Below are 26,142 nucleotides of genomic sequence, written 5' to 3' on the forward strand. Positions count from 1 at the left end.
AGACCTCGGGCCGGCGGGCCGGCCGCTCGGGGGCCGGCTCGGGACGGCGGCGGCGCGGGCGGAGCGGGTCGACCGCGTGCGCCGGCACCGGCAGCAGCAGCCGGGCCAGCCGGCTGCGGTCCCGGCCGCGCTGGTGCTCGATCGCCTCGGGCTCGCACCGGGCGAACCGGATGAGCAGCCCGACGATCAGCAGGGTGAGCACCAGGGACGTGCCGCCGGCGGAGATCAGCGGCAGCTGGACCCCGGTCACCGGCAGGACGCCGACGACGTAGCCCATGTTCATCGCGGCCTGGCCGATCAGCCAGACGGTGATGGCCACGCAGGCCAGTTGGACGAAGCGGTCGGCGGAGCGGCGGGCGATCCGGAAGCCGGCGTAGGCGAGCACGCCGTAGAGGGTGACCACCACCAGGCACCCGAGAAACCCGAGCTCCTCGCCGATGATCGCGAAGATGTAGTCCGACTCCGCGTGCGGCAGCAGGTTCCACTTCATCGCGCTGTTGCCCAGCCCGACGCCCCACAGCCCGCCGGTGGCCAGGGCGTAGAAGCCGCGGATGGCCTGGAAGCCGCCGTCGGAGGGGTCGGCGAAGGGATCGAGGAAGGCGGTGATCCGCGCCATCCGGTAGGGCGCCGCCTGGATCATCACGACGATCCCGATGGCCGCCCCGGCCGTCCCCCACGCGAAGAACCGCAGCGGCAGGCCGGCCCCCCAGAGCAGCCCGATGAGGACCAGTCCCAGGCTCATGATCGCGCCGAAGTCCGGCTCCAGGTACAGCAGCAACGACAGGACGGCGAACACCGGCAGCAGCGGGACGACCATCGCCCTGAGCGTCAGGTAGCGGTCGCGGACGGCCAGGATGTGCGCGCCCCACAGCGCGTAGACCAGCTTGGCCAGCTCCGAGGGCTGGAAGTCGGTGAACCCCAGGTCGATCCACTGCCGGGAGCCGTTGAGCTGCTTGCCGATGCCGGGCACGAGGACGACGAGCAGCAGCAGGACCGCACCGACCAGCGCCAGGGGCGCCCAGCGGCGGACGAACCCGACCGGCGTGCGGACGGCGACGTAGCAGAGCACCAGGCCCACGCAGGCGAGCAGCACCTGCTTGACACCCGGGACCCAGGCCGGCTGGTCGTCCAGGGCGGCCTCGATCGCGGAGGCGGAGAAGACCATGACCAGGCCGATGGCCAGCAGCAGGCCGGCCGCACCGACCACGAGGTGGCAGCTGGTCATGGGACCGTCGAGCCAGGCCGGGGCGGGGAACCGGCGCGGTGCGGTCCTCCCCCGGGCGGCCGGCGTCGTCCGGCGTGCCTCGCGCAGCGGTGTGGCGCCGGTGGACTCCATCGGGCCATCGTCTCTGCTGCCCCGCGTGTCGCGGGGCAGCGGAGGGGCGTGTCGCGGTAAGCGACCTCTCACAGGCCCGTGATGGACAGCCAGTCGGCGTAGAACAGCCCCAGCCCGAACGCCACCGCCATCCCGGTCACCAGCCAGAACCGGACGATGACGGTGTTCTCCGTCCAGCCCGCCAGCTCGAAGTGGTGGTGCAGCGGCGCCATCCGGAACACCCGCCGGCGGGTGGCGCGGAAGAACGCCACCTGGATGATCACCGAGAGCGTCACCGCGACGAACAGGCCGCCGAGGACGATCAGCAGCAGCTCCGTGCGGGTCACGATGGCCAGCCCGGCCAGCAGGCCGCCCAGGGCCAGCGAGCCGGTGTCGCCCATGAAGATCCGGGCCGGGCTGGTGTTCCACCACAGGAAGCCCAGACAGGCCCCCAGGCCGGCGGCCGCCACGAGCGTCACGTCGAGCGGGTCGCGGACGGTGTAGCAGCCGTCGATGACCTCGGTGGTGCAGTCGTGGGTGAACTGCCAGAACGAGATGATCGTGTACGCGCCGCACACCATCGCCGAGCAGCCGGCCGCCAGCCCGTCCAGCCCGTCGGTGAGGTTCACCGCGTTGGAGAACCCGGCGATGAACAGGTAGGCCAGGATCACGAAGCCGATCGACCCCAGCGCCAGGGGCGCGATGTCGCGCACGTAGGAGACGACGGTCGAGGCCGGGGTGGTGCCGGCGGGGTCGGGGAAGTTGATCGCCAGGACAGCGAAGGCGACGCCGACGACCAGCTGCCCGACCAGCTTCGCCGTCTTGTTCAGGCCGAGGCTGCGCCGGTAGCGGATCTTGAGGTAGTCGTCGAGGAAGCCGACCGTGCCCAGCCCGACCATGAGCAGCAGCACCAGCAGCCCGCTGGCGGTCACGCCACGGCCGGGCTGGTTCACCAGGAACAGGTGGGAGACCAGGTACCCGCCGACGGTCGCCCCGACGATGACGGTGCCGCCCATGGTGGGCGTGCCCTTCTTCGACAGGTGGCTCTCGGGGCCGTCGTCGCGGATCTCCTGGCCGAAGCCCCGCCGCCGGAACAGGTGCACGGCCACGGGGGTGGCGAGGATGGAGATCACCAGGCCGAAGGCCGCGGCGATGAGGACGGACTTCACGCGCCTGCCCCGGTGTCGAGCAGGTCGGCGGCCAGCACCTCGAGCCCGTAGGACCGGCTGGCCTTCACCAGCACGACGTCACCGGGCACCAGGACCTCCGTCAGCAGCTGCCGGGCCGCGGCCCGGTCCGGCACGTGCACCGCGCCCTCGTTCGTGGTGTCGCCCCGCGCCGCTCCCGCGGCCGCGGCGCCCACCGCTATCCCTACCGCATCGGGCCCGACCGCCACGACGAGGTCCACCCCGGAGGCCACCGCGTCGCGGCCCAGCCGCTCGTGCTCGGCGGCCGCGTCCGGCCCCAGCTCGGCCATCGCACCGAGGACGGCGATCCGCCGCCGCCCGGCCAGACCGGACAGGGCGGCGAGCGCGGCGCGCATCGACTCCGGGTTGGCGTTGTAGGCGTCGTTGACGACGGTGACGTCGTCGGCGCGGCGGCTGACCTCCATGCGCCAGCGGCTGCGCGGCCCGGCCTCCGACAGCGCCGCGGCGATCGCGGGCACCTCGAGGCCCACGGCGAGCGCGGCACCGGCCGCCGAGAGCGCGTTGGCCACCTGGTGGACGCCGACCACCTGCAGGTGCACCGGCGCGCTCTCCCCCGCCGCGACCAGCGTGAACCGTGGCCGGCCGGACCCGTCGAGCGTGACGTCGTCGGCCCGGACGTCGGCGCCCTCGGCCCGTCCGGTGGTGAGCACCCGGGCGCGGGTGCGCGGGGCCATGCCCAGCACGCGGGCGTCGTCGGCGTTGAGGACGGCGGTGCCGTCGGCGGGCAGCGCCTCGACCAGCTCGCCCTTGGCCGCGGCGATCCCGTCCGGAGAGCCGAACTCGCCCAGGTGCGCCGATCCGACGTTGAGGACCACGCCGACCTCCGGGGCGGCGATCCCGCACAGGCGGGCGATGTGCCCGGGCCCGCGCGAGCCCATCTCCAGGACCAGGAAGCGGGTGGTGGAGTCCGCGTCGAGCACGGTCAGCGGCAGGCCGATGTCGTTGTTGTAGGACCCGGGCGGGCTCACCGTCGGGCCGGCGCCGGCCAGCACCTGGCCCAGCAGGTCCTTGGTCGACGTCTTGCCGGAGGAGCCGGTGATGCCCAGCGTCCGCAGGCCGCCGTCCCGCAGGCGGGCGTGCACGGCGGCGGCCAGCCGGCCGAGCGCGGCCACCGGCTCGTCGACGACCACGCAGGGCAGCGCGTCGTCCGGGCGGGTGGTCAGGGCCGCGACCGCACCGGCCGCTGCGGCGGCGGCGAGGAAGTCGTGCCCGTCGACGCGCTCCCCGGGCACGGCGACGAACAGGTCACCGGGGGCCACGGCGCGCGAGTCGACGGTGACCTTCCCGGTGACGGTGCCCGCGGCGTCCGCCGTCAGCCGCCCGGACACCGCCTCCGCCACGGCTGCCAGGTCGAGGGCGATCACGCTGGGGGCTCCACTCCGGCCGGCGCGAGCTGCGCCAGGGCCTCGCGCACGACGGCGCGGTCGTCGAACGGGTGCAGGGTGCCGGCCACCTCCTGGCCGGACTCGTGGCCCTTGCCGGCCACGAGGACGGCGTCGCCGGGGCGGGCGCGCGCGACCGCGGCGGCGATCGCCGCGCGCCGGTCGCCGACCTCGAGGACCGCGTCGCGGCGGTCGGCCGGGACGCCGGCGAGCATCGCGGCGCGGATGGCGGCGGGGTCCTCCGAGCGGGGGTTGTCGTCGGTGACCACCAGCAGGTCGCTGCCCAGGACGGCGGCCGCCCCCATGGCGGCCCGCTTGCCGGGATCACGGTCGCCGCCGCAGCCGAGCACGGTGAGGACCCTGCCCGAGGTGGCCGCGCGCAGCGCGGCGAGCGCGGTGGTGACGGCGTCGGGGGTGTGCGCGTAGTCGACCACCACGACGAACGGCTGGCCGGCGTCGACCGGCTCCATGCGGCCGGGCACGACCGTGACGGCCAGGCCCGCCAGCGCCGTCTCGACGGGGACGCCGACGGCGTCGAGCAGCGCCACCGCCAGGACGGCGTTGGCCACGTTGAAGTCCCCGGGCAGCCGCACCCGGGCCGGCCAGCTGCGCCCGCCGGGCCCGGAGAGGGTGAAGGCCGAGCCGCCGCCGGGCGAGACGGTGACGTCGGTGGCGCTCCAGTCCGCGTCCCCGCCCCGGCCGGAGACGGTGACCGCCCGGCGGCCGGCGAGCATCCCGGTCAGCCGGCGCCCGTACGGGTCGTCGACGTCGACCACCTCGACCGCGGCCCGGCCGTCGAAGAGCCGGGCCTTGGCGAGGAAGTAGTCCTCGAGGTCGGTGTGGAAGTCCAGGTGGTCGCGGCCGAGGTTGGTGAAGCCGGCCGCCGCGAACGGCACGCCGCCGACCCGGCCGAGCACCAGCGCGTGGCTGGAGACCTCCATCACCACCGTCTGCACGCCCGAGTCGGCCATCCGGGCCAGCAGCGCGTGCAGCGCCGGCGCCTCGGGCGTCGTCCGGACGCTGGGGAAGGCGGTGACCGTCGGCGACCCGTCGTCCGCCCGACCGCGGGTGCGGGTCTCGACCGTGCCGATCAGGCCGGTGCCGCGGCCGGCGGCGGCCAGCCCGGCCTCCACCAGGTAGGCCGTCGTCGTCTTGCCGTTGGTGCCGGTGATCCCGATGACCTGCAGCCGGCGGCCGGGCTCCCCGTACACCCGCGCGGCGACGGCGCCCAGCAGCGCGCGGGGGTCGTCCACGACGCACACCGGCAGACCGGTGGCGACCGCCGCGTCGCGGCCCGTGGGGTCGGTGAGGACGGCGACCGCACCGCGGGCGGCGGCGTCGGCGGCGAACCGGGCGCCGTGCGTGCGGGCGCCCGGGAGGGCCGCGTACAGGTCGCCGGGCCGGACCTCACCCGAGGCGAGGGTCACGCCGGTGACCGCCGCGCCGGGGTCGCCGGAGAGAGGCGGGCCGACCAGGTCGGCGAGGTCGGCGAGGGTCAGCGGGGCCGACGGCCCCGGCCGGGTCCCCGGCGCCCTCCCGCTCTCGTTCACGGGGCTCCAATCTACCGGCGGGCCGGGCGCGGCCCGCCCCCCACACGCGGGGACGGCCGACACACCTGTCCGCCGGCGACTACTCCGAACCCGTGAGGCGGAAGTCCGGGCGCGGCGTCCCCGACGGGACGATCCCGTCGGCGGTCAGCGCCTGCCGCATGATGTCGGCGAAGACGGGCGCCGCCACCTGGCCGCCCTCCGCGGAGCTGGTGGGCCGCTCCAGGTCCACGGCGACGACGTACTGCGGGTCGTCGGCCGGGGCGAAACCGACGAACGTGGTCACGTACCCGCCGCCGTCGTAGCAGCCGCACTCGGGGTTGGCGCGCTGGGCGGTGCCCGTCTTGCCGGCCACGCGGAACCCGTCGACCTGCGCCAGCGGGGCGGTGCCGCCCGGTCCGACGACGGCCTCGAGCATGTAGGCCATCTGGTCGGCGGTCGACTCGCTGACCACCCGGGTGCCCTCGGGCTCGGGCCCGGGCCGCCCGCCGACGGACGCCACCAGGCGCGGCGGGATGCGGACGCCGTCGTTGGCGATCGCCTGGTAGACCGAGGCCATCTGCAGGGTGGTCACCGAGACCCCCTGTCCGATCGCCACGTTGGCCGCGCGGCTGGCCTCCCAGTCCTCGGAGCCGGCGAAGATGCCGGCGCTCTCCCCCGGCAGCTCGATGCCGGTCGTGCTGCCGACGCCGAAGGCCCGCAGGTACTCCTCGAGCGTCTCGTCGCCGATCTGGCGGGCGAGCATGATCGTGCCGACGTTGCTGGACTTGGCCAGCACGCCGGTGACCGTCCAGTCGATCGGCTCGTGGTCGTGGGCGTCGGTGACCACGGCGTCGCCGGCCTGGATGTGCCCGTTCACGGTGAGGACGGTGTCGGGGGTGGCCACACCCTCCTCCACGGCGGCGGCCAGGGTGACGGCCTTCATGACCGAGCCGGGCTCGAAGACGTCGGAGACGGCCGGGTTGCGCAGCAGCTCCGCGTCGGTCTGCCGGGCGTCCGCGGGGTCGTAGCCGGGGCAGGAGCCCATGGCCACGACCTCGCCGGTGTGCGCGTCCAGGACGACCGCCGAGGCGCGGGTGGTGGCGCCGTCCTGGCAGGCCTCGTCCAGCCGCTGCTCCATGACGAACTGCAGGTCCGCGTCGAGGGTGAGGGCCACCGTGCTGCCGTCGGTCGCCGGGGTGGACTCGTCTATGCCCGAGGGGATCGGGTGGCCGCCGCTGCCCACCTCGACCCGCCGCTCTCCGGGCCGGCCGGCCAGCTCCTCGTCGAAGGCGTGCTCGATGCCGGCCAGGCCGTCGCCGTCCCGCCCGACGAACCCGACGACCTGGCCGGCCACCGTGCCCGCCGGGTAGAGCCGGATCGGGTCGTCCTCGAAGAAGATGCCGCCGAGGCCCAGCTCCTCGATGGCGTCGACGATCTCCGGCGACACCTGCTCGGCGAGGACGACGTAGCGGCCCTCGCCGGAGAGCTGGTCGGTCAGCTCGGACACGGGGACGTCGAGCAGCGTGGTGAGCGCCAGCGCGGTGCGGGCGGGGTCGGCCACCACGGTCGGGTCGGCGACCACCCGCGAGGCGGCGACGGTGTAGGCGAGCGGGTTGCCGTCCCGGTCCACGACCTCCCCGCGCAGGGCGGCGATCGGGTAGCTGCGCAGCCGGTCCTGCGCGGCCGCGGTGGCGTAGTCACCGCCGTCCACGCCCTGGAGCAGCACGAGCTTGCCCATGACGAGCAGCAGGGGGGCCAGCACGACGAGCAGCCCGCCGGTCAGCCGCTTGCTGCTGGCGCGGATGCCGCCGCGCAGGCGCGGGGAGCCCGGAGCACGCCGGGGCGCGAACGCACCGGACCCGCGGGGGGTGGCGCGGTCACCGGTGCGCCGGCCGGGGGCCGGGGGGCGGACGGCGGTCGGCATGCTCAGTCGTCGCTCTCGGGTGCGTCGGGGTCCTCCGCCGGAACCGGCTCCCCGCGGAGGGTGCCGGCGCCGTCCTCGCCGATGACCAGGTAGCCCGCGGCGCCGGCCGGCACCAGGCCGGCCTCCTCCGCATCGGACGCCAGCTCCGCCGGGGTGCTGCCGGAGACCACCTGCTGCTCGAGCCGCTGCACCTCCTGGGCGCGGTCGGCGTTGGCCACCCGCAGCTGGGTGGCCTTCAGCGAGTTGACCGCGATGGCGGTGTTGAGGAACAGCAGGCCGAGGGCGGTGGCCACGAGCAGCCCGACCACCATGAGGACGAACGGCGCCCGGCGGGTGCTCTGCGCGGCGGCGGCCATCCGGCGGACCCGGCCCGGCGCCGTCGCGGGCACGGGACCGGGCGCCGGCCCGGTCGCCTGCGGCCGCGCGACGGGACGGGACCGCAGCGACCCGGTGCGCACCGGGGCGGAGTGCGCGCGGACGGGGCGGGCCGCGGTGGCCGGGCCCGGGTTCCGCGTGCCGGACGCCGTCCCGGTGCTCGGCTCCCGGGCCGGCTTCGGCTCCCGGGCCGTCTTCGGCTCCAGGACCGGCTTCGGCTCGCGGGCCGGCTTCGGCTCGCGGGCCGGCTTCGGCGCCGGCACCGGGGCGACGCGGGCACCGGGCCGGGGACGGGCCGGAGCGGGCCGGGGCTCCGGCGGGACCCCGGCAGCGCGGGCGGCGGCACTCATGCGACCTCCTCGCCGCGGACCGGCAGCCACGTCTCCTCGTTCACGCTGCCCGCCGGATGCGCTCGGCGGACCGCACGCGGGCCGAGGCCGCCCGGGGGTTGACCGCGACCTCCTCGGCCGAGGGCGCCTCGCCGCCGCGGGTGAGCAGGCGCAGCGTGGGGCCGTGCTCGGGCAGCGGCACGGGCAGCTCCGGTGGGGTGCGGTCGACGGCACCGGCGGCGAGGGTCCGCTTCACGATCCGGTCCTCGAGGGAGTGGAAGGTGATGACGGCGATCCGCCCGCCCACGGCCAGCGCCTCGATGGCCGCCGGCAGGGCCCGCTCGAGGACGCCGAGCTCGTCGTTGACCTCGATGCGCAGCGCCTGGAACGTCCGCTTGGCGGGGTGACCACCGGTGCGGCGGGTGGCGGCCGGGATGGACGCGCGGACCAGCTCGGCCAGCCGCCCGGTGCGGGTGAAGGGCTCGCGGGCCCGTTCCCGCTCGATGGCCCGGGCGATGCGGTCGGCGAACCGCTCCTCGCCGTAGACCCGCAGCACCCTGGCCAGCTCGTTCGCGGGATAGGTGTTCACCACGTCGGCGGCGGTGCGCGGTGCGGCGGGGTCCATGCGCATGTCCAGCGGCGCGTCGGCGGCGTAGCTGAACCCGCGGGAGGGCCGGTCCAGCTGGAGCGAGGAGACCCCGAGGTCGAAGAGGACGGCCTGCACCTCGGGGACGCCGAGCCGGTCGAGCACCTCGGGCAGCTCGTCGAAGACGGCGGGCACGAGGGTCGCGCGGTCGGCGCAGCCGGCCGCCCCGATCCGGCGGGCCGCCTCGGCGCGGGCCTCGGGGTCGCGGTCGAGTCCGATCAGCCGCAGCCCCGGGTGCGCACCCAGCAGGGCGAGGGCGTGCCCGGCCAGGCCGAGGGTCGCGTCGACGAGGACGGCGCCGTCGGCGGCGCAGGCGGGGGCGAGCAGCTCGGTCACGCGCTCGAGCAGGACGGGCACGTGCACCGCGGGCCGCGAGGGGCCCGGTGCCGCGGCAGAACCCGTGCTGCTCATCGTCGGCTGCTCCTCGGGCGGGGTCGGAGGCCGCGCGGGGGTCGCGGGCCGGAGTGCCCGTCCATGGTGGCGCGGGGCGGCGGTCGGCGGGTGGAGGGCAGCGGGCGTTTCGCGCACGGGTGGGGCGCAGTGGGGGTGGTGGGGCGCAGTGGGGCACGCGGACCCGGTCCGCCGCCCGCGGGGCCCGCCTGGCGCCGGGGAAGTGCGTCAGGTGGTGCCCCGCGGGGACGGGTGGGCCCGCGCCGGCCTGCTGCCGGCGGCGCGCCCGTGGGCGGTGCGGGATCTCCGTGCCGGGGACCGAGTCGCGGGGAAGGCGACTCGGGCCGGTCCGGTCGAGCCGCGGGGAAGTCGGCTCGGTCGGGTGGGGCCCGGAGGGGGTCGGAGGGACGGCGGAGGGGTCAGGACAGGGTGGGCATCCCCTCGCTCTCCATCTCGGAGTAGATGGCCTCCTGCTCTGCCACGTAGGCGTCCCAGGTCGCGGCGTCCCAGATCTCGAAGCGGGTGTCGACGCCGACCACGACGACGTCGCGGTCCAGTCCGGCGTACTCCCGCAGGTTCGCGGGGATGGTGATGCGGCCGGTCTTGTCCGGCTCGACCTCGACCATCGACCCGAAGCTCATGCGGGCCCGCATGCGGGCGGCGGCGGTGTCCGACGGCGCCATCGAGGCCGCCGCCTGGCTCTGCTCGGCGACCCGGGTCATGGTGAGGCCGTAGATGCAGCGCTCCTGGCCCTTCTTGATCACCATGCCGCCGGCCACCTGCTCGCGGAATCGGACGGGGAGTGCGAGCCGGCCCTTCTCATCGAGCCGCAGCGGATAGCTGCCGACGAACACCGGATCACCTCCCCCATCGGTCCTCCTCGTGCTCCGGGGTGCACCCGGGACGGGCCTTGCCTCCCCACCGGGCCACACAGTAACCCACTACGCCCCACCGGACACCACTCGACACCATGTCGTGACCAGGCCTCCCCACCGCCCCACCCGCAGGTCAGCGCGCCGTCCGCGGGGTGGGTGAGCCCGGTGGGGCGCAGGGGGGCGCCGTCCCCACCGGACCACCCGGCGGCCGGTCGTCGCACACCGTCGCCGGGCCCTCGTGGGGCTCCTCGGGGCAGGAAGTCGGCTCGCGCACCGGCCGCCGTTCCGCGGGACCGTCCGGCCACGGTTCCGCGCACGTACCGTGGTTCCGTGACCGAGGTGACCACGACCACAGACGGCACGGGTTCCTCGGTCGACGTAGCAGCCGAAGGAGCCCGCATCGCGGGGAACATGGCCCGCGTCGTCCACGGCAAGCCCGATGTCGTGCACCTGGCGCTCGTGGTGCTGCTCGCCGAGGGCCACCTGCTCATCGAGGACGTGCCGGGGGTCGGCAAGACCACCCTGGCCAAGGCGCTGGCCGCCTCGATCGACGCCACCGTGCGCCGCATCCAGTTCACGCCCGACCTGCTGCCCAGCGACGTCACCGGGGTGGCGATCTACGACCAGGAGAGCCGGGAGTTCGAGTTCAAGCCCGGCGCGGTCTTCGCCAACATCGTGGTCGCGGACGAGATCAACCGCGCCTCCCCCAAGACCCAGTCGGCCCTGCTGGAGTGCATGGAGGAGCGGCAGGTCACCGTCGACGGCATCAGCTACGAGCTGGCCCGGCCGTTCCTGGTGATGGCCACCCAGAACCCGATCGAGATGGAGGGCACCTACCCCCTCCCGGAGGCCCAGCGCGACCGCTTCACCGCGCGGGTCTCGATGGGCTACCCGGACCGCCAGGCGGAGCTGGCCATGCTCGACGACATGGTCACCACCGACCCGCTGGCCTCCCTCACCCCGGTGGCCGACGCCGCCTGCATCCGGACGCTGGTGGCGGCCGTGGGCCGGCTGCACGTGTCCGAGGCGGTCCGGCGGTACGTGGTGGCGCTGGTCGAGGCCACCCGCCGCTCCCCCGACCTGCGCCTGGGCGCGTCCCCGCGCGCCGGGCTGCAGCTGCTGCGCACCGCCCGGGCCGCCGCCGCACTGGCCGGGCGCGACCACGTCCTGCCCGACGACGTGCAGACCGTGGCCGTGCCGGTGCTGGCCCACCGCCTGCTGCTCACCCCGGACGCCGCCGCTGCCCGCCGCGTGGGCGAGCAGGTGGTGACCGACCTGCTGGCGACCGTCCCGGTGCCCCGCGGGCGCTGACGGTGCGCGGACCGGTCGCGACGGCCCTGGGCACGCTGACGCTGCGCGGCCGCTGCCTGGTCGCCGCAGGGCTCACGCTCCTGGTCCTGGGCGTGCTCCTCGGCGAGCGCCCGCTGGTGCAGATCGCGCTGTTCGTGCTGGCGCTGCCGCTGCTCTCGGCGGCCACCGTGGCCCGGCGCCGGTTCCGGGTGGCGTCCCGGCGCACGGTGACCCCGTCACGGGTGCCGCGCGGCGGGCACGCCGAGGTGCGGCTGGAGGTCACCAACGCCGGACGCGGCACCGGGGGGCTGTGGCTGCTGGCCGAGACGGTGCCGGCCGAGACGGGCCCGTCGCCGGAGTTCGTCGTGGAGCGGCTGCCCGCCGGGGAGACCGCGACCCTGCACTACCGCGTGCACGGCAGCCGCCGCGGGCGCTACCGGCTGGGGCCGCTGCGACTGCGCCTGGTGGACCCGTTCGGCCTGGTGCTGCGCAGCATCGCCGGCACCGACAGCGCCCCGCTGGTCGTGGTGCCGCGGGTCGTGCCCCTCGGCGCCGGTGGGCCGGCCGGCGGCCACGGCGGCGGGGGGTCCGGCGCCCGGCGGTCCATCGCGGTGCACGGCGAGGACGACGTCAGCACGCGGGCCTACCGCCACGGCGACGACCTGCGCAAGGTGCACTGGCGGGCGACGGCGCGCACCGGAGAGCTCATGGTCCGGCTGGAGGAGCGTCCGTGGCGCGCCCAGGGCACCCTGCTGCTGGACACCCGTGCCCGCGCGCACCTCATCGCCCGCGGGCACGCCGCCGACGCCCGCGCCGCCGAGGCCGGCACCGACGCACCCCCGCCCGACAGCCTCGAGTGGCTGATCGAGGCCGCGGCGAGCATCGGCACCGAGCTGATCGGCCGCGGCGCCACCCTGCGGGTGATCACCGACGCCCGCGAGCTCACCCCCACCGGGCACCACGACGGCCTGGGCCGCGGCGAGCTGCTCGACCGGCTCGCCGGCATCACCCCGTCCCGGCTGACCGGGCTGGGGCCGGGCATCGACCTGCTCACCCGTGTCGCCGGGGAGGGGTCGGTGATCGCGCTGCTCGGCGCGATCGGGCCGGAGGACGCCGCCGAGCTCGTCCGGGCCCGCTCCGGACCGACCACCGACCTGGCCGTGCTCGCCGACATCGGCCGCTGGGCCGAGTCCGGCGCCGTGCGCGGCCGCCGGCCGGCCGGTGGCGCCGCCCGCTCCGAGCTCACCCGCCAGCAGGAGGCCGCCGCCGACCTGCTGCGGGCCGGCGGCTGGCAGGTCGCGGTCGCCGGCGCCGAGGACTCGGTGGCGGCGGTCTGGGCCCAGCTGGGCCGCGCCGGCGTGGTGCCGGCCGGGCTGCGGGGGGCCTGGGCATGACCGAGTCCACGGCCCGCGAGCTCGTCGAGGACGCCGGGACGACACTGGCCGCCGCCGCGGCCACCGCGCTGGGCGCGTGGGCCCTGGTGCCGGTCTTCACCGACCGGGCCTGGGTGCCGCCGGTCCTGGCCGCCGTCGCCGTCATCGCCGCCGCCGGCCTGGTGCTGCGCGGGGCGGGGACGGCGCTGTGGTCGGCGATCGCCGGCGACCGGCCGGTGCCCGCGATCTGGGTCGGCCTCGGCGTGCCGCTGGTGCCGCTCGGCCAGCTCGCGGCGCTGGCCTGCCTGGTCACCGCGCTGTTCGCGCCGGCCGCCGCCCTGGGGGGCGTCCTCCCCACCCCGGACAGCGTCACCGACCTCGGCCAGGTGATGGCCGACGGCTCGGTGGAGCTGCGCGAGCAGGCGACCCCCGCGCTGCCCCTCACCGGTCTGCTGACGCTCACCACGCTGCTGGTCGGCATGGTCGCCGTCGTCGTCGACCTGGTCGCCGTCGGGGGACGGCAGCCGGCGCTGGCCGGGCTGGGGCTGCTCGTCCTCTTCTGCGTGCCGGTGAGCACGGTGACCGGCACGATCGGCGCGCTCCCGGTGGCCGCGCCCGCCGCCGGGCTGGCCCTCCTGTTGTGGGCCGACCAGCACCGGCGGCTGGGCTGGCGTCCGCGGGAGGGTCGCCGTCCGCTGCTGGGCACCGGGACGCTGACCGCCCTCCGCACGGGTGCGGTGGCGGTGCTGATCGGGCTGGTCGTCGGCGCCGTCGTCCCGACGTTCACCGAGGGCACCTTCGCCGACGGCTTCGGCCCCGGCGGGAGCTCCACCGGCACGTCACTGGACCCCGCGGCCGCGCTGCAGGGCCAGCTGACCCTGGACGAGCCGATCGACCTGCTGCGGGTGGACGCCTCCGTCGACGACCCGGGCTACCTGCGGGTGGTCGCCCTCGACGTGTACGACGCGGAGGAGGGCTGGTCGGTGGGCAACCTCGACGGCGAGACGTCGGTGGGCGACGACAGCGAGCTCGCGCCGCTGCCGGGACGCCGGGACGGCCGGCCGGTCGACGCGCTGATCACCGCCCTGGGGCACGAGGACCGCTTCCTGCCCCTGCTGTACTCCCCGCTGGCCGTGGCCGTGGCCGATCCCCAGCAGTGGCGGTTCGACCCGGGGACGGCCACCGTGTTCGGCCGCGACGTCACCACCGAGGGCCGGACGTGGTCGGTGTCGGCGGTGGAACCGCGGCCCAGCGAGGAGGAGCTGCTCGCGGCCGGGCAGCTGCCGCCGGACCTGCCCCTCGTCCAGCGCTACACCGCTCTGCCGCCGCTGGCGCCGGAGGTGGTCGACCTGGTCTCGACGCTGACCGCGGGGCGGGAGACGCCCGTCGAGCGGGTGCGGGCCATCTACGACCACTTCACGAACCCCGCCAACGGCTACCGCTACTCGCTGTCCACCGCGCCCGGGACGAGCGGCGACGACCTCGCCGACTTCCTGCGGCTGCGCCAGGGCTACTGCGAGCAGTACGCCGGGGCGATGGCGGCCCTGGTGCGGGCGGCCGGCATCCCGGCGCGGGTCGTCCTCGGGTACACCCCCGGCACGGTGCAGACCGACGGCAGCCGGCTGGTCACCAGCGACGACGCGCACGCCTGGGTGGAGGTGTACTTCGACGACCTGGGCTGGGTGCCGTTCGACCCGACGCCGATCGACGTCGACCGCGCCGTCGAGCTGCCGTGGGCGCCGCGCGCTCCGGACCAGGAGATCGACCCCCGGACCGACACCCCGGCGACGCCGCTGCCGGGACCGGTGCCGTCCGCTCCGCAGCCGGACCAGGCGCCGCAGGGCGGACCGGCGCCCCAGGCGGTGCCGCAGGCGGCCGGCTGGGTGCGGCCGGTGCTGCTGGGGGCCGCGGCGATGCTCGGGGTCGCGGTGCTGGCGGCGGTGCCCGCCGGGCTGCGGGCGCTGCAGCGACGGCGCCGGCTGGCCACGGGCGGCGCCGGGGCGCTGTGGGACGAGCTCGCGGCGATCGCGCTGGACCTCGGGCTGCAGGGCGACCCGGCGCGGACGCCACGGCAGGTCGCGGCCCAGCTGGCCGAGGCCGCCGGGGCCGGCGGGCACCGGGCCGGAGGCCGGCACGGATCGACCCAGGCCGCCGCGGACGCCGTCGCACGGCTGGCCCGCGCGGAGGAGGCGGCCAGCTACGCACGGCCCGGCAGCGCCCCACCGGCCGGTGCCGAGCTGCGGGCGGCCCTGTCCACCGCCCGGCACGGGCTGCTCGCGGGTGCCTCGCGGTCGGCCCGGCTGCGGGCCGTGCTGTGGCCGCCGTCCCTGTTCGCCGGGGCGCGGGCGGCGATGGCACGGCGGACGCGGCAGCGACTGCGGGTGCGCCCGCGGGCGCCGCAGCGCGGCTGACGGGGCGCGCTCAGCCGACCTGCAGGCGGAGCACCCGTTCGGTCAGCTCGACCAGCGGCACGGTCAGCGGGGGCCCGCCCTCCGGGTGCAGGCGGGCCGCGCGGACGCCGGCGGCCAGCCACTCCGGAACGGCGTCGAGCAGCGCGTCGAGGTCCAGGAACACCGGCCTCTCCCCCGGGTCGGCGCCGTCCCTCGACGCGGCGTCCGCCTGCTCGGCCCCGGTCCACAGCGGGACGACGTCGGCGCCGTCCTCACCGGTCCACGGAACGATCCCGTCGGCGTCACCCCAGCCCCACAGCCCCTGTTGCGCGGCGAGCGCCTCCTCCACCTGGTCCGGCACGGCGGTCCTCTCTGTCCAGGCCCCTGACGCACGGCAGCCGCCGTCCGCGGGGGACGGCGGCTGCCGGGAGGGACGTGCGGCTACTGGTCGTAGCGGCGGCGGAAGCGCTCCTCGAGCCGGTTCTTGAGCGGCTGCCTGCGGGGCTTGCTCCCCCGACCGCCGCGACCGGGCGCGGCGGCGGGACCGGCCGTGCCGGGCTCGACGGCGCCGGTGGCGGACCGGTAGTTGAGGACGGCGAGGGCCAGGCCGCCGAAGGCGATGAGGAAGCCGAGGACGCCGAGCGGCACCGACGGGGCCACCGCGCCACCGACGAGGACGGCCATGCCCACGAGGACCAGGAGGGCGCCGAGCTGCAGCCGGCGGCGCGCCTTGATCCTGCGATCACCGGTGCGGACCGACGAGGCGAACTTGGGATCGTCATCGACGAGGGCGCGCTCGATCTGCTCCAGCAGTCGCTGTTCGTGCTCGGAGAGCGGCACGTCGACCTCCAATGGGCCAAAGCCAGAACCCGTCGGCGGTGTCCGCCGACGGTGACAACGAGGATACGAGCCCTTTGCGGGGCGCGAAAGGCGAGCCGTCGCCGACGCGCCGTGATCACTCTCGCGGGTGGGTCGCAGCCTCCAGGAGGGGACGAACGGCGGCCCTCCCGGGTTCCCGGGCGGCCGCCGTCGTCACCGGGTGCGTAGGGCGTCGCGGTGCAGGAGGGTCGCCGGGCGCACCGCGCCGGCGCCGAACCGGCGGGCGGCGCGGTCGGCGGCGAGCTCGGCCTCCCGGCGGCCGTGTTCCCGGGCGCCCAGCTCCAGCTGCCGCGGCGCCGAGCCCGCCTCGACCAGCCGCTCGGCGCGCACCCCGACCAGCCGGATCCGCGCCCGGTCCAGGCCGAGGGCGTCGAACAGCGCGCGGGCGGTCTCGTAGAGCTCCTGGCCGACGTCGGTGGGGACGTCGAGGGTGCGCGACCGGGTGATCGTGGCGAAGTCGGCGAAGCGGACCTTGATGGTCACCGTGCGGGCCAGCCAGCCGCCCGAGCGCAGCCGGCCCGCCGTCCGCTCCGACAGCCGCAGCAGCTCCCGGTGGATGACCGCCGGGTCGTCGACGTCGGTGCCGAAGGTCTCCTCGTGCCCGGTCGACTTCTCCGGCTCGTCGGGCACCACCCGCCGGGGGTCGCGGCCCCACGCGAGCTCGTGCAGGTGGCCGCCGGCCGCCTGGCCCACCGCCCGCTGGAGGGTGCGGGCCGGCACGTGGGCGAGGTCGCCGACGGTGCGCAGGCCGAGCCGGAGCAGCACCTCCTCGGTCTTGGCGCCCACCCCCCACAGCGCGCCGACCGGCAGCGGGTGCAGGAAGTCCATGACCTCGGCGGGGCGGACGACGAGCATCCCGTCGGGCTTGGCGTGGGTGGAGGCCAGCTTGGCCACGAACTTGGTGCCGGCCACGCCCACCGAGCAGGTGATGCCCTGCTCGTCGTAGACGCGGCCGCGGATGTACTCACCGATCTCGGCGGCGTCGCCCAGCCGGCGCCCGGCCCCGGAGACGTCGAGGAATGCCTCGTCCAGGCTCAGCGGCTCGACCAGCGGGGTGATCGAGCGGAACAGCGCCATGACCGACCGGGACACCTCGCCGTAGAGCGCCATGTCCCCCGGCAGCACCGTCGCCGTCGGGCACAGCCGCAGCGCCCGGGAGGTCGGCATCGCCGCGTGCACGCCGTAGCGGCGGGCCTCGTAGGTGGCCGAGGTGACCACCCCCCGGTTGCCGGCCCCGCCGACGATGACCGGCGTGCCGGCCAGCTCCGGGCGGCGGCGCACCTCGACGCTGGCGAAGAACGCGTCCATGTCGACGTGCAGCACGGCGCAGCCGGCGGCACGGGTGGACTGGGCCATGACCCCTCCCTGCCGTCGAACACGTGTTCGACGCACGGGTGGACGGTAACTCCCCCGGGCCCGTCCGGGCACCTCCACCCCGTGTCGTGACCGACCCGTTGCAGAGCCGCCGTTCCCGCTGGTCGGGGCGGGTGTGTGAGAGCAGGATGAGTGAGGTAAGGCACCGACCGGAGGCCGCCACCCGGCGGCCCGCTACCGCTCTGATCGGAGACCCATGGCGCTCGACGACGATGACATGACCACCCCCGGTGGCGGCGACGGCGGTGCCGACGGCGGCGCAGACGGTGGTGCCGACGGCGGAGCCGACAGCGGCGCGGGCCACGGCCCCGGCGACGGTGGCGCGGCCGGCGGCGGTTCCGACGGCGGTGCCGATGGTGGTGCCGATGGTGGTGCCGACGGCGGTGCCGGTGGCGGTTCCGACGGTGGCGCCGACGGTGGTGCCGACGGCGGTGCCGATGGCGGGGCGGACGGCGGCGCGGACGGTTCGGCCTGACCGAGAACCCCACCGTGCAGGGTCGGCCGGACTCCCGGCCGGCCCTGCGCCGGTGCACCGCCCTGGACCCTGACGAGTTCGCCGAGCGGTACTGGTCCCGCCGGCCGCTGCTCACGAGGGCCGAGGAGACCGGCGCCTCCTTCGCCGACCTGCTGGACCTGGCCGCGGTCGACGAGCTGCTGTCCCGCCGGGGGCTGAGGACCCCCTTCCTGCGGATCGCCAAGGACGGCGCCGTCGTCGACCCCAAGCGGTTCACCACCTCCGGCGGCGCCGGAGCCGAGATCGCCGACCAGGTGTCCTCCGACGCGGTGCTGCGGCTGTTCGCGGACGGGAGCACCGTCGTCCTGCAGGGGCTGCACCGGCTGTGGCCGCCGCTGATCGAGTTCGCCGACCAGCTCGCCGCCGACCTGGGCCACCCGACGCAGGTGAACGCCTACGTCACCCCGCCGTCCTCGCGCGGGTTCTCCCCCCACTACGACGTGCACGACGTCTTCGTGCTGCAGGTGGCCGGCGAGAAGCACTGGCGCATCCACGAGCCGGTGCTCCCCGACCCGCTGCGCACCCAGCCCTGGACCGACCGGGCCGCCGCCGTGGCCGCCGCCGCCGCCGAGCGCGAGCCGGTCATCGACGCGGTGCTGCGCCCCGGCGACGCCCTCTACCTCCCCCGCGGCCACCTGCACTCGGCGGTCGCCCTGGGCGGGATCAGCGCGCACCTGACCGTCGGCGTGCACCCGGTGACCCGCTGGGCGGCCGCCGAGTCCGCGCTGGACCTCGTGCGCGAACTGGCCGCCGAGGACCCCTCGCTGCGCCGCTCCCTGCCGCTGGGCCTCGACCTCGCCGACCCGGCCGCGGTGGCCGGTGACGTCGCCGCGGTGGTCGCCGCGCTGCGGGGCTGGCTGGACCGGGTCGACCCGGCCGACGTCGCCGACCGGCTGCGCGCGCGGACCTGGGCGCAGGTGCGGCCGCAGCCGGTGGCGCCGCTGGCCCAGGCGACCGCCGCCGCCGCCCTGACCGCCGACACGGTGCTGCGGCTGCGGCCCCGGCTGCGCTGCCGGCTGCGCGAACCGGTCGACGGTCGCGTGACGCTGGTCGCCGGCCGCCGGTCGCTCGAGCTCCCCGCGGAGGCGCGCCCCGCGGTGGCCGGCCTGCTCGCCGCCGGTGAGCTGAAGGTGGTCGACCTGCCCGGGCTGGACGCCGCCGACCAGCTCACGCTCGCCCGGCGGCTGGTCACCGAGTCGATCGCGGTCGTGCCCGACGCCGTCGTCCCGGACCCGACCGCGGGGCACGATGGGACCCGTGACCGCGCGCCCGGATCGTGAGCCGGCCGGGCCTCCGGGCGTGACGGACGTCGCCGACTTCTGCCGTCCCGCGGAGGCGCCCGGCCGGCCGGTCGGCCGGATCGACGAGAACCGCTGCTCGGTGGGCGCCCTGCTGCGCGGGGACTCCGGCGTCGGCACGGCCTCGCCGGCCCAGCGCTGGCTGCTCATCGAGCAGCCGGGACCCTGGGGCGTCGACGCGCTCCGGCAGTCCCGCTTCGACCCCGCCGTGGCACCGCTGCTGTCGCACCGGGCGCGGGTGGAGAACGTCCGGGTGCTGCTGGTCCGCCGGCCCGGGGACAAGCTCACCGACTCCCGGCGGCGGTGGGCCTACGTCGACGGCCGGCCCGGCCAGGAGGGGCTGTGGTGGTCGGTGCGGTCCAGCGACGCCGAGCTGGTCGAGGCCCCGTGGGACGGCTCGGCCGGCGACGCCTCCTCCGGGCCGACCTACCTGGTGTGCGCGCACGGCGGCCACGACGCCTGCTGTGCGCTGCGCGGCCGCCCCCTGGCGAAGGCCCTGGCCGCCGACGACGTCTGGGAGTGCAGCCACCTGGGCGGCGACCGCTTCGCCGCGAACGTGCTGGTCCTGCCGCACGGCTTCTACTACGGGCAGGTGCCCGGCGACGGCGCCGACCTGGTCGCCGCGCACGCCGCCGGCCGGGTCGCGCTCCCGTGGCTGCGCGGCCGGTCCGGGTGCCCGCCGCCGGTGCAGGCGGCCCAGCACGTCGCGCGCGGGGAGCTGTCGCTGCTGGCGGTCGACGACCTGCCGCCGCGCGGGGTGCGCCGGCTGAGTGCGGCCGGGGCGGAGGTGGAGCGGTGGCTGGTCACCCTCGCCGGTCCGGACGGCGACGTCGTGGCCGAGGTGGAGAGCCGGCCGTCGGAGGAGGCGGTGCGGCTGACCTGCCGGGCGACGCACGACGCGCACACCCACATCTGGAACGTGCGGCTGGTCCCGGCGGTCTGACCGACTCCGGGCTCAGCCCAGGGCCCGCCCGCGAGCGAGGAGCAGCGGGATGGCCAGCTCGGTCGGGGTCAGCGAGCCGTGATAGCCGATCAGCCGGCTGGGGCCGGGTTCCTGCTCGGTCGCGGTGAGCGCCCACGTGCCGCGGGCGAGGGCCACGACGTCGCCGATGCGGGCGGCGAGGTCGTCGTCCACCGGGCCGAAGACGCCGCTGGCGATGACCTCGTCCCGCCCGGCGACCCACGCCCGGTCGCCGAGCTCCTCCCGCCACCGGGCGAGCAGGTCGTCCGCCGCGCCGGGGACGGCGTGCAGGTAGCGGGCCCGCGGCTCCCCGGCCAGCAGCGCGACCCCCTCGAGCAGGTCGGGCTCGGCGTCCAGGTCGATCCGGGTGGCCGGCGGGACGTCGAGCATCCCGTGGTCGGCGGTGACCAGCAGGGCGGCGTCCTCGGGCAGCCCGGCGACCACCTGCTCGACCATCCGGTCGACCAGGGCCAGCTGCGCGCGCCAGCTGGCGGAGTCGACGCCGCGGACGTGCCCGGTGAGGTCCAGCTCCGCGGTGTAGCCGTAGACGAGGGTGCGTGGCGCGGCGGCCAGCGACTCCAGCAGCACGGCGGTGAGGTCGCCGGGGCCGACGGTGCCGGTGTAGCGGGCCCCGCGGTAGGCCGCGTTGGTGAGGCCGGACCGGGCGAAGGCGTAGGGGGCGACGGCGGCGACCTCGACGCCCGCGGCGGCGGCCTGCTCGAAGACGCTGCGCCGGGCCTGCCAGACCTGCGGGTCGGGGTCGTCGCCCCACTGGACGTGGTTGAGCGTCCGCTCCTCCCCGGGCACCGCGGTGACGAAGCCGAGGATGCCGTGGCTGCCCGGCGGGAGGCCGGTGCCGAGCGTGGTGAGGCTGACCGGCGTGGTGCTCGGGCAGGGAGCGGACAGGTCGCCGGCCGGAGCGGCGAGGGCGGCGAGGGCGGGCGCCAGGTCGGCGTGCGCGCGGACGAGGTCGGCGCCCAGACCGTCGACGAGCAGGACGGCGACCCGGCGGGCCCCGGCGAGCGCCGCGGTGAGGCCGAGCGGGTCGGCGGGCAGGTCCCCGCGCTCGACCGGCACCCCGAGGGCGGCGGCCGCGCCGGGGAGGACGTCGGCGAGGGTCGCCGTCCCGTAGGCGGGGCGCTGCAGGCCGGCGGGGAGGGTCATGGGCGGGTGGCGAGGACGTGCAGCCCGGTGGCGACGTCCCGGTACGGCGACCGGCCGGCCAGCGCCAGCTCGAGGCGGCGGACGGCGTCGGGGTCGGCGCCGGAGGCGACGTCGAGCAGGTCGGCGACGACGGAGACCCCGCGCCAGGTGCCCGGCCGGAGACCGGCCGCCGCGACGAGGGCCAGCAGGTCGTCGGGGGTGAAGCGGCGGCGCGCGGGCCGGGCGGCGCGGCGGGGGTCGGGGTCGCGGTCCTCGAGGAGGGCGAGCGCCTCGACCGGGTGCCCGCCGACGGCGCGGGCGAGGACCGCCCCGGCCCGGTTGGCCACGGCGATGCTGGCGGTGCCGCCGGTGCGCAGCGCCCGGGCGAGCTCGCGGAGTGTGGTGGCCGGGTCGTCGACGACCTCGAGCACGGAGTGGCACAGGGCGAGGTCGTAGCTGCCCTCGTCGCCGTCGGTGGGCGGGACCACCTCGTGCAGCAGGTCGCCGTCGCCCTGGACGCCGCGGACCCGCGGGGCGACCCCCGCGGTCTCGGCCCGCCGGTGCAGGGTGGCGAGGGCGTCGGCGCTGGGGTCGACGACGGTCACCTCGTGGCCGAGCCGGGCCAGCGGGACGGCGAAGTTGCCGCTGCCGCCGCCGACGTCGAGCACGCGCAGCGCGGTGCCCGCCCCCACCAGCGGGTCGAGGGCGGCCCAGACGGCGGCCGCGCGAGCGGGCAGCTGGTCCGCAGCGGACGGGGCGGGGGCAGACGGCGGCACCCGTCGGAGCCTAAAGGACCCCGTCCTCCTCACCGCTCGCAAGCTCGCGGCGAGCCTCTGGACGGGGCGGTCAGGCGGGGACCCTGTCGGCGGCGCTCCTGACCTCGGCGAGGTCGATCCGGCGCATCTGCATCATCGCCTCGGTGGCGCGCTGGGCCCGGCCGGGGTCCGGATCCGTGAGCAGGGACATGAGCTCGGTCGGCACGACCTGCCAGGAGACGCCGAACTTGTCCTTGAGCCAGCCGCACTGGCCCTCCTCGCCGCCCTCGGTGAGCCGGGTCCAGTAGTGGTCGGCCTCCTCCTGGTCGGCGCACATGATCTGGAAGGAGATCGCCTCGGTGAACGGGAACTGCGGTCCGCCGTTGAGCCCGACGTACTCCTGCCCGTCGAGGGTGAAGCTGACGGTCATCGCGGTGCCCTCGGGCATCGGGGTGCCCGGCCCGTAGCGGAGGACCTCGCCGATGGAGGAGTTCGGGAAGATCGAGGTGTAGTGGGCGGCGGCCTCCTCGGCAGCGCCGTCGAACCACAGGCAGGGGATCTGCTTCGGCATCGGGGGTCCTCTCTCGGCTGGATCGCGTCGGTGGTGGTTGGACCCCGACCGGCCCGGCAACTCATCGGTCGCCGCCGCCGTGCGACCGGCAGCGGCCTCCCCCCGGGTCCCGCTCCGAGCGGAGCGGAGGGTGTCCTCCGTCAGTGGCCGGAGCTCCCGGGGCTGGAGTGCCACAGCTTGCGCGGCGCCGCGGCCGCCCGCCGCGCCGCGGTCGCGGCGTCCTCGCCGGCCGGCTTGATGTCGGCGTAGGGCGACATCCGGAACCCGGTGGGGTGCACGAGCACGGGCTTGACCACCACCGGCCGGGACCCGTGCGACGCCGCCGCCCCGCTGATCGCCGCCTCCGTGTACTCCCCCGGTCGGGCCATGTGCTCGGCGACCGCGGCCACCCCGCCGGTCTCCCACGCCTCGTGCAGCGCCGGCAGCTCCCACGCGCCGGTGGCCCGCAGCGAGACCCCCCGCGGCCCGGTGCGGCGCAGCACCCCCCGGATCACCAGCAGCCAGGAGTGGAAGACCGTGGCCGCGTAGGGACCCTGCGCGTCCTCGAAGAAGGTGGAGTCGGTGCACCCGGTGCCGTCGTCGAGGGTCACGAAGACCACCCGCCGGCCGGAGCGGATCGGCGGCGTCTGGGTCGCCACCTTGACGCCGGCGACCAGCACCTCGGCACCGCTGCGGCTGCCGAGCAGCTCCCCGGCCGGCACCGCGCCGATCGCGGCGAGGAACGGCCGGTAGAAGTCGACGACGTGCCGGCTGGCGTCCAGCCCCAGCACCTCCAGCTCGGCCCGCACCAGCTCGGCGTCGGTGAACTCGGGCAGCCCGCTGCCCTCGGCCCAGCTGGGTCCGGCCTCGGCCGGCTCCTCCTCCCCCGGCAGCTCCAGACCCATGAGATCGAGGCTGAGCTGGCCGTTCGAGTTCGCCTTCGCCCCGCTGCGGCTCCACCGGTCCAGCTCACCGATCTGCAGCAGGAGGTCCCGCCGGGTCACCTGCCGCCGGCTGCGGGTGGGCCGGCCGGCCTCGCGGTCGCGCACCCCGAAGCCGTAGAGGGAGTCGAAGCCGCCGGCGAGGACCAGCCGCTCCACCACCGGCCGGGACACCGACGTCCGGTGCCAGAAGTCGGTCAGGGAGCGGTAGGGCTGCCCGGCGACGACACGGGCCACCTCCTCCTCGGAGATGCCCTTGACGTCGGCGAGGGAGAGCCGGATGCCGTAGCGGGACGGGTCGGCCATCGCCGGCGGCATCCACTCCGGCCGCCGCCACGCCACCTCGTCGGGCTCGTCCTCCGCGGCGTCCTCCCGGGTGAGCCGCTCGACGCGGTACACCCCGGTCGAGGCGTTGACGTCCAGGCCGAGCACCCGGACGCCGAAGTTGCGGGCGTCGTCGAGGATCAGCCGCTTCGGGTACATGCCGGGGTCGTGGGTGAGCACCCCGGAGAGGAAGGCCGCGGGGTGGTGCGCCTTGAGCCACGCCGACTGGTAGGTGGGCAGCGCGAACGCCGCGGCGTGGGCCTTGCAGAAGCCGAACGAGCCGAAGGCGACCAGCACCTCCCAGACCTGCTCGGCCACCTCCGGCGGGTAGCCCGCGGCCAGCGCCCGGGGCACGAACCAGGTCCGCACCTCGGGGTGGGCGTCCTTCTCCCCCAGCGCCCGCCGGACCTCGTCGGCCTCGGCCAGGGTGCAGCCGGTCATCCGGGACACGATCTGCAGGACCTGCTCGTGGAAGACCACGACCCCGGCGGTCTCCTCGAGGGCGAAGGCCAGGTCGGGGTGCGGGTAGACCGTCTCCCGCCAGCCGTTCCGGGCCATGAGGAACGGGGTGACCATGTCGCTCTTCACCGGCCCGGGCCGGAACAGCGAGATGTCGATGACGATGTCCTCGAACGTCTGCGGCCCGAACTTGCCGACCAGCTCCCGCTGCCCGGGTGACTCGATCTGGAACATGCCGAGGGTGCGGGTGCTGCGGATCAGCTCGAACGTCGTCGGGTCGTCACGCGGGACGGCGTCGATGTCGACGACCTCGCCGTCGACCCGGGCCACCTCGTCGAGCGCGTGGGCGATCGCCGACTGCATCCGGATGCCGAGCAGGTCGAGCTTGAGCAGCCCGAGCTCCTCGACGTCGTCCTTGTCGAACTGGCTCATCGGGTAGCCGAGGAAGCTGTTCTCCACCGGGGTGCGGTCGAGCAGCGTGGCGTCGGAGAGCAGCACCCCGCACGGGTGCAGGGCGATGTGCCGGGGCAGGCCGTCGAGCCGGGCGACGAGGTCGAACAGCAGGTCGAGGTCGCCGGTGCCGCCGCCCCGCCGCGACCCGAACCGGCTGGCCCGCAGCTCCGGGAGGTCCTTGAGCGCGGCGTGCACCTGGTTGGCCCGGATGTGCGGGAAGGCCTTGGCCACCGCGTCGATCTCCGCCGGGGGCAGTCCGAGCGCGGCGCCGACGTCGCGGATCGCGTGCCGCACCCGGTAGGTGTCCATCATCGAGATGCAGCTGACCCGGTGGGCGCCGAAGCGCTCGATCACCGCATCGTAGACCTCCATCCGGCGGGCGGACTCCACGTCGATGTCGACGTCGGGCAGCTGGTGGCGCAGCGGGGAGAGGAACCGCTCCATCAGCAGCCCGTAGCGGATCGGGTCGACGTCGGAGATGCCCAGCAGGTAGGTGACCAGGCTGCCCGCACCCGAGCCGCGCGCGGCCGCGCGAACCCTCGAGCTCTTGATGAGGTCGACCACGTCGGCGACGGTGAGGAAGTAGGACGGGTAGCCGAGGGAGTCGATGACCCCCAGCTCCTCCTCCAGCCGCACCCGGACCCGCTCGGTCAGGTCCATCCCCCGCCGGCCCAGCCCGGCCTCGCAGCGGGCACGGAGCACCTGCGAGGGGCTCATCCCCTGCTCGGCCGGGGTGGTGACCACGTCGAGCTCGGGATAGCGGACGGTGCCGATGCCGAGATCGCCCCGGACGTCGACGGCGCACTGCTCGGCCAGCCGGGCGGTGCGCTCCAGCAACCGCAGCACCGCGTCGCGGTCGGGGCCCAGGAGGTCCTCGGCGACCTCGGTCATCTCCTTGCCCGACTTCAGGTACCCCTCGGCGGTGCGCCGGTCGACGTGGCGGACGTCGAGCGGCACCAGCCGCCGGGCGGCGTCGAGGACGTCTGCGGTGGGGGCGTCGAGGGCGTCGACGTAGCGGACGGCGTTGGTCAGCACCACCGGCACCCCCTCGGCGGCGGCGAAGCGCAGCAGGCCCTGCGCGCGGGAGCGGTCGCCCCGGCCGCGGTGGTGCACCACCTCGAGCACCAGCGAGCCGGGGCCGAAGACCGCGCGCCAGGCGGCCAGCCGGGCCGAGGCCACGTCGGCCCGCCCCGCGGCCAGCGCCCGCCCCACCGGGGAGTCGGGGCCCAGCAGGGTGACCAGTCCGGGGGCGTGCTCGGCGGCCAGCGCCAGCGAGCTCACCGGCTCGCCCCGCGTGCCACGCAGGTGGGTGGCGCTGGTGAGCCGGCACAGCGACCGCCAGCCGGCGCCGTCGCGGGCCAGGAAGGTGACCCGGGGCAGCCGCGGGTCGACGCCGGCCCCGCCGCGGGCCGGCACCCGGCGGCCGGACCCGGCCCGCCCCGCCGGCGCGTCAAGGCGGAGGCCA

21 protein-coding genes are annotated in these 26,142 nt (G+C 76.5%); 6 read left to right on the forward strand and 15 right to left on the reverse strand.

The annotated features are described in order from the left end of the window. From ftsW to mraZ, 8 genes are all read right to left on the reverse strand, one after another. Window positions 1-1,336: putative lipid II flippase FtsW (gene ftsW / locus MY520_RS25160; protein WP_436695431.1), on the reverse strand; the 1,336-nt coding region annotated here is incomplete at its 3' end. A gap of 68 nt (window positions 1,337-1,404) precedes the next feature. Continuing rightward, entirely contained in the window at window positions 1,405-2,484 is a 1,080-nt protein-coding gene (gene mraY / locus MY520_RS25165) for a phospho-N-acetylmuramoyl-pentapeptide-transferase (RefSeq protein ID WP_436695432.1), read from the reverse strand. Next, window positions 2,481-3,887: a UDP-N-acetylmuramoyl-tripeptide--D-alanyl-D-alanine ligase gene (locus MY520_RS25170; RefSeq protein WP_436695433.1), complete on the reverse strand. Its 1,407-nt coding sequence runs from the start codon at window positions 3,885-3,887 to the stop codon at window positions 2,481-2,483. The genes mraY and MY520_RS25170 overlap by 4 nt, the downstream gene beginning before the upstream one ends. Beyond that, window positions 3,884-5,455 carry a UDP-N-acetylmuramoyl-L-alanyl-D-glutamate--2,6-diaminopimelate ligase gene (locus tag MY520_RS25175; RefSeq protein ID WP_436695434.1) on the reverse strand — a complete coding sequence of 524 codons (1,572 nt, stop codon included), beginning with the start codon at window positions 5,453-5,455 and terminating at the stop codon, window positions 3,884-3,886. The genes MY520_RS25170 and MY520_RS25175 overlap by 4 nt, the downstream gene beginning before the upstream one ends. Window positions 5,456-5,534: 79 nt before the next feature. After that, a complete protein-coding gene (locus tag MY520_RS25180; protein ID WP_436695435.1) occupies window positions 5,535-7,358 on the reverse strand; it encodes a peptidoglycan D,D-transpeptidase FtsI family protein in 1,824 nt (607 codons plus the stop codon). Between the two features lie 2 nt (window positions 7,359-7,360). Then, window positions 7,361-8,083 carry a hypothetical protein gene (locus MY520_RS25185; protein WP_436695436.1) on the reverse strand — a complete coding sequence of 241 codons (723 nt, stop codon included), beginning with the start codon at window positions 8,081-8,083 and terminating at the stop codon, window positions 7,361-7,363. 40 nt (window positions 8,084-8,123) lie between these two features. Beyond that, window positions 8,124-9,119, reverse strand: coding sequence for a 16S rRNA (cytosine(1402)-N(4))-methyltransferase RsmH (rsmH, locus tag MY520_RS25190; protein WP_436695437.1), 996 nt, complete (start codon window positions 9,117-9,119; stop codon window positions 8,124-8,126). 398 nt (window positions 9,120-9,517) lie between these two features. Next, window positions 9,518-9,952 (reverse strand): division/cell wall cluster transcriptional repressor MraZ, encoded by a 435-nt coding sequence (mraZ, locus tag MY520_RS25195; RefSeq protein WP_436695438.1) that lies wholly within the window; start codon window positions 9,950-9,952, stop codon window positions 9,518-9,520. 351 nt (window positions 9,953-10,303) lie between these two features. Between mraZ and MY520_RS25200 the strand changes: the two genes are divergently transcribed. Genes MY520_RS25200 through MY520_RS25210 form a run of 3 tightly spaced genes read left to right on the forward strand, consistent with a single transcriptional unit; the run spans window position 10,304 to window position 15,047 of the window. Then, on the forward strand, window positions 10,304-11,284 hold the full coding sequence (locus MY520_RS25200) for an AAA family ATPase (RefSeq protein ID WP_436695439.1): 981 nt from the start codon (window positions 10,304-10,306) through the stop codon (window positions 11,282-11,284). Between the two features lie 2 nt (window positions 11,285-11,286). Next, window positions 11,287-12,657, forward strand: a complete 1,371-nt coding sequence (locus MY520_RS25205; RefSeq protein WP_436695440.1) for a DUF58 domain-containing protein — start codon at window positions 11,287-11,289, stop codon at window positions 12,655-12,657. Further along, window positions 12,654-15,047, forward strand: coding sequence for a transglutaminaseTgpA domain-containing protein (locus MY520_RS25210; RefSeq protein WP_436695441.1), 2,394 nt, complete (start codon window positions 12,654-12,656; stop codon window positions 15,045-15,047). The genes MY520_RS25205 and MY520_RS25210 overlap by 4 nt, the downstream gene beginning before the upstream one ends. 10 nt (window positions 15,048-15,057) lie before the next feature. Here MY520_RS25210 and MY520_RS25215 read toward each other — a convergent pair whose 3' ends face one another. From MY520_RS25215 to dinB, 3 genes are all read right to left on the reverse strand, one after another. Then, window positions 15,058-15,387, reverse strand: coding sequence for a hypothetical protein (locus MY520_RS25215; RefSeq protein WP_436695442.1), 330 nt, complete (start codon window positions 15,385-15,387; stop codon window positions 15,058-15,060). An 80-nt stretch (window positions 15,388-15,467) separates the two neighbouring features. Then, entirely contained in the window at window positions 15,468-15,866 is a 399-nt protein-coding gene (locus MY520_RS25220) for a DUF3040 domain-containing protein (protein ID WP_436695443.1), read from the reverse strand. A 192-nt stretch (window positions 15,867-16,058) separates the two neighbouring features. Continuing rightward, window positions 16,059-17,261 (reverse strand): DNA polymerase IV, encoded by a 1,203-nt coding sequence (gene dinB, locus MY520_RS25225; protein WP_436695444.1) that lies wholly within the window; start codon window positions 17,259-17,261, stop codon window positions 16,059-16,061. Between the two features lie 214 nt (window positions 17,262-17,475). On the opposite strand from dinB, the gene MY520_RS25230 reads away from it, so the two are divergent. The 3 genes from MY520_RS25230 to MY520_RS25240 are packed head-to-tail and all read left to right on the forward strand — an operon-like array spanning window position 17,476 to window position 20,034. Beyond that, window positions 17,476-17,754 (forward strand): BatC protein, encoded by a 279-nt coding sequence (locus tag MY520_RS25230; protein ID WP_436695445.1) that lies wholly within the window; start codon window positions 17,476-17,478, stop codon window positions 17,752-17,754. Window positions 17,755-17,768: 14 nt separating this feature from the next. Further along, window positions 17,769-19,073, forward strand: a complete 1,305-nt coding sequence (locus MY520_RS25235; protein WP_436695446.1) for a cupin domain-containing protein — start codon at window positions 17,769-17,771, stop codon at window positions 19,071-19,073. Then, the gene (locus MY520_RS25240; RefSeq protein WP_436695447.1) at window positions 19,042-20,034 is read left to right on the forward strand and encodes a sucrase ferredoxin; all 993 of its coding nucleotides are present in this window, start codon (window positions 19,042-19,044) and stop codon (window positions 20,032-20,034) included. The genes MY520_RS25235 and MY520_RS25240 overlap by 32 nt, the downstream gene beginning before the upstream one ends. A gap of 12 nt (window positions 20,035-20,046) precedes the next feature. Here the strand turns inward: MY520_RS25240 and MY520_RS25245 are convergent, their stop codons facing one another. From MY520_RS25245 to MY520_RS25260, 4 genes are all read right to left on the reverse strand, one after another. Further along, the gene (locus MY520_RS25245; protein ID WP_436695448.1) at window positions 20,047-21,216 is read right to left on the reverse strand and encodes an alkaline phosphatase family protein; all 1,170 of its coding nucleotides are present in this window, start codon (window positions 21,214-21,216) and stop codon (window positions 20,047-20,049) included. Continuing rightward, window positions 21,213-21,971 (reverse strand): class I SAM-dependent methyltransferase, encoded by a 759-nt coding sequence (locus MY520_RS25250; RefSeq protein WP_436695449.1) that lies wholly within the window; start codon window positions 21,969-21,971, stop codon window positions 21,213-21,215. The genes MY520_RS25245 and MY520_RS25250 overlap by 4 nt, the downstream gene beginning before the upstream one ends. A 70-nt stretch (window positions 21,972-22,041) precedes the next feature. Next, a complete protein-coding gene (locus tag MY520_RS25255) occupies window positions 22,042-22,521 on the reverse strand; it encodes a VOC family protein (protein WP_436695450.1) in 480 nt (159 codons plus the stop codon). A 140-nt stretch (window positions 22,522-22,661) separates the two neighbouring features. Then, on the reverse strand, window positions 22,662-26,142 hold a 3,481-nt coding region (locus MY520_RS25260; protein ID WP_436695451.1), incomplete at its 5' end, for a DNA polymerase III subunit alpha.

Origin of the sequence: Geodermatophilus sp. CPCC 205506 (genome assembly GCF_051383635.1) — a bacterium.
Classification (GTDB): domain Bacteria; phylum Actinomycetota; class Actinomycetes; order Mycobacteriales; family Geodermatophilaceae; genus Geodermatophilus.

Excerpts from the sequence above, each read along its gene's own strand:
- MY520_RS25185 (WP_436695436.1), bottom strand. The coding sequence starts at position 8,083 with ATGAGTGCCGCCGCCCGCGCTGCCGGGGTCCCGCCGGAGCCCCGGCCC.
- rsmH (WP_436695437.1), bottom strand. The coding sequence starts at position 9,119 with ATGAGCAGCACGGGTTCTGCCGCGGCACCGGGCCCCTCGCGGCCCGCG.
- MY520_RS25245 (WP_436695448.1), bottom strand. The coding sequence starts at position 21,216 with ATGACCCTCCCCGCCGGCCTGCAGCGCCCCGCCTACGGGACGGCGACC.
- MY520_RS25255 (WP_436695450.1), bottom strand. The coding sequence starts at position 22,521 with ATGCCGAAGCAGATCCCCTGCCTGTGGTTCGACGGCGCTGCCGAGGAG.
- MY520_RS25210 (WP_436695441.1), top strand. The coding sequence starts at position 12,654 with ATGACCGAGTCCACGGCCCGCGAGCTCGTCGAGGACGCCGGGACGACA.
- MY520_RS25180 (WP_436695435.1), bottom strand. The coding sequence starts at position 7,358 with ATGCCGACCGCCGTCCGCCCCCCGGCCCCCGGCCGGCGCACCGGTGAC.
- dinB (WP_436695444.1), bottom strand. The coding sequence starts at position 17,261 with ATGGCCCAGTCCACCCGTGCCGCCGGCTGCGCCGTGCTGCACGTCGAC.
- MY520_RS25230 (WP_436695445.1), top strand. The coding sequence starts at position 17,476 with ATGGCGCTCGACGACGATGACATGACCACCCCCGGTGGCGGCGACGGC.
- MY520_RS25240 (WP_436695447.1), top strand. The coding sequence starts at position 19,042 with ATGGGACCCGTGACCGCGCGCCCGGATCGTGAGCCGGCCGGGCCTCCG.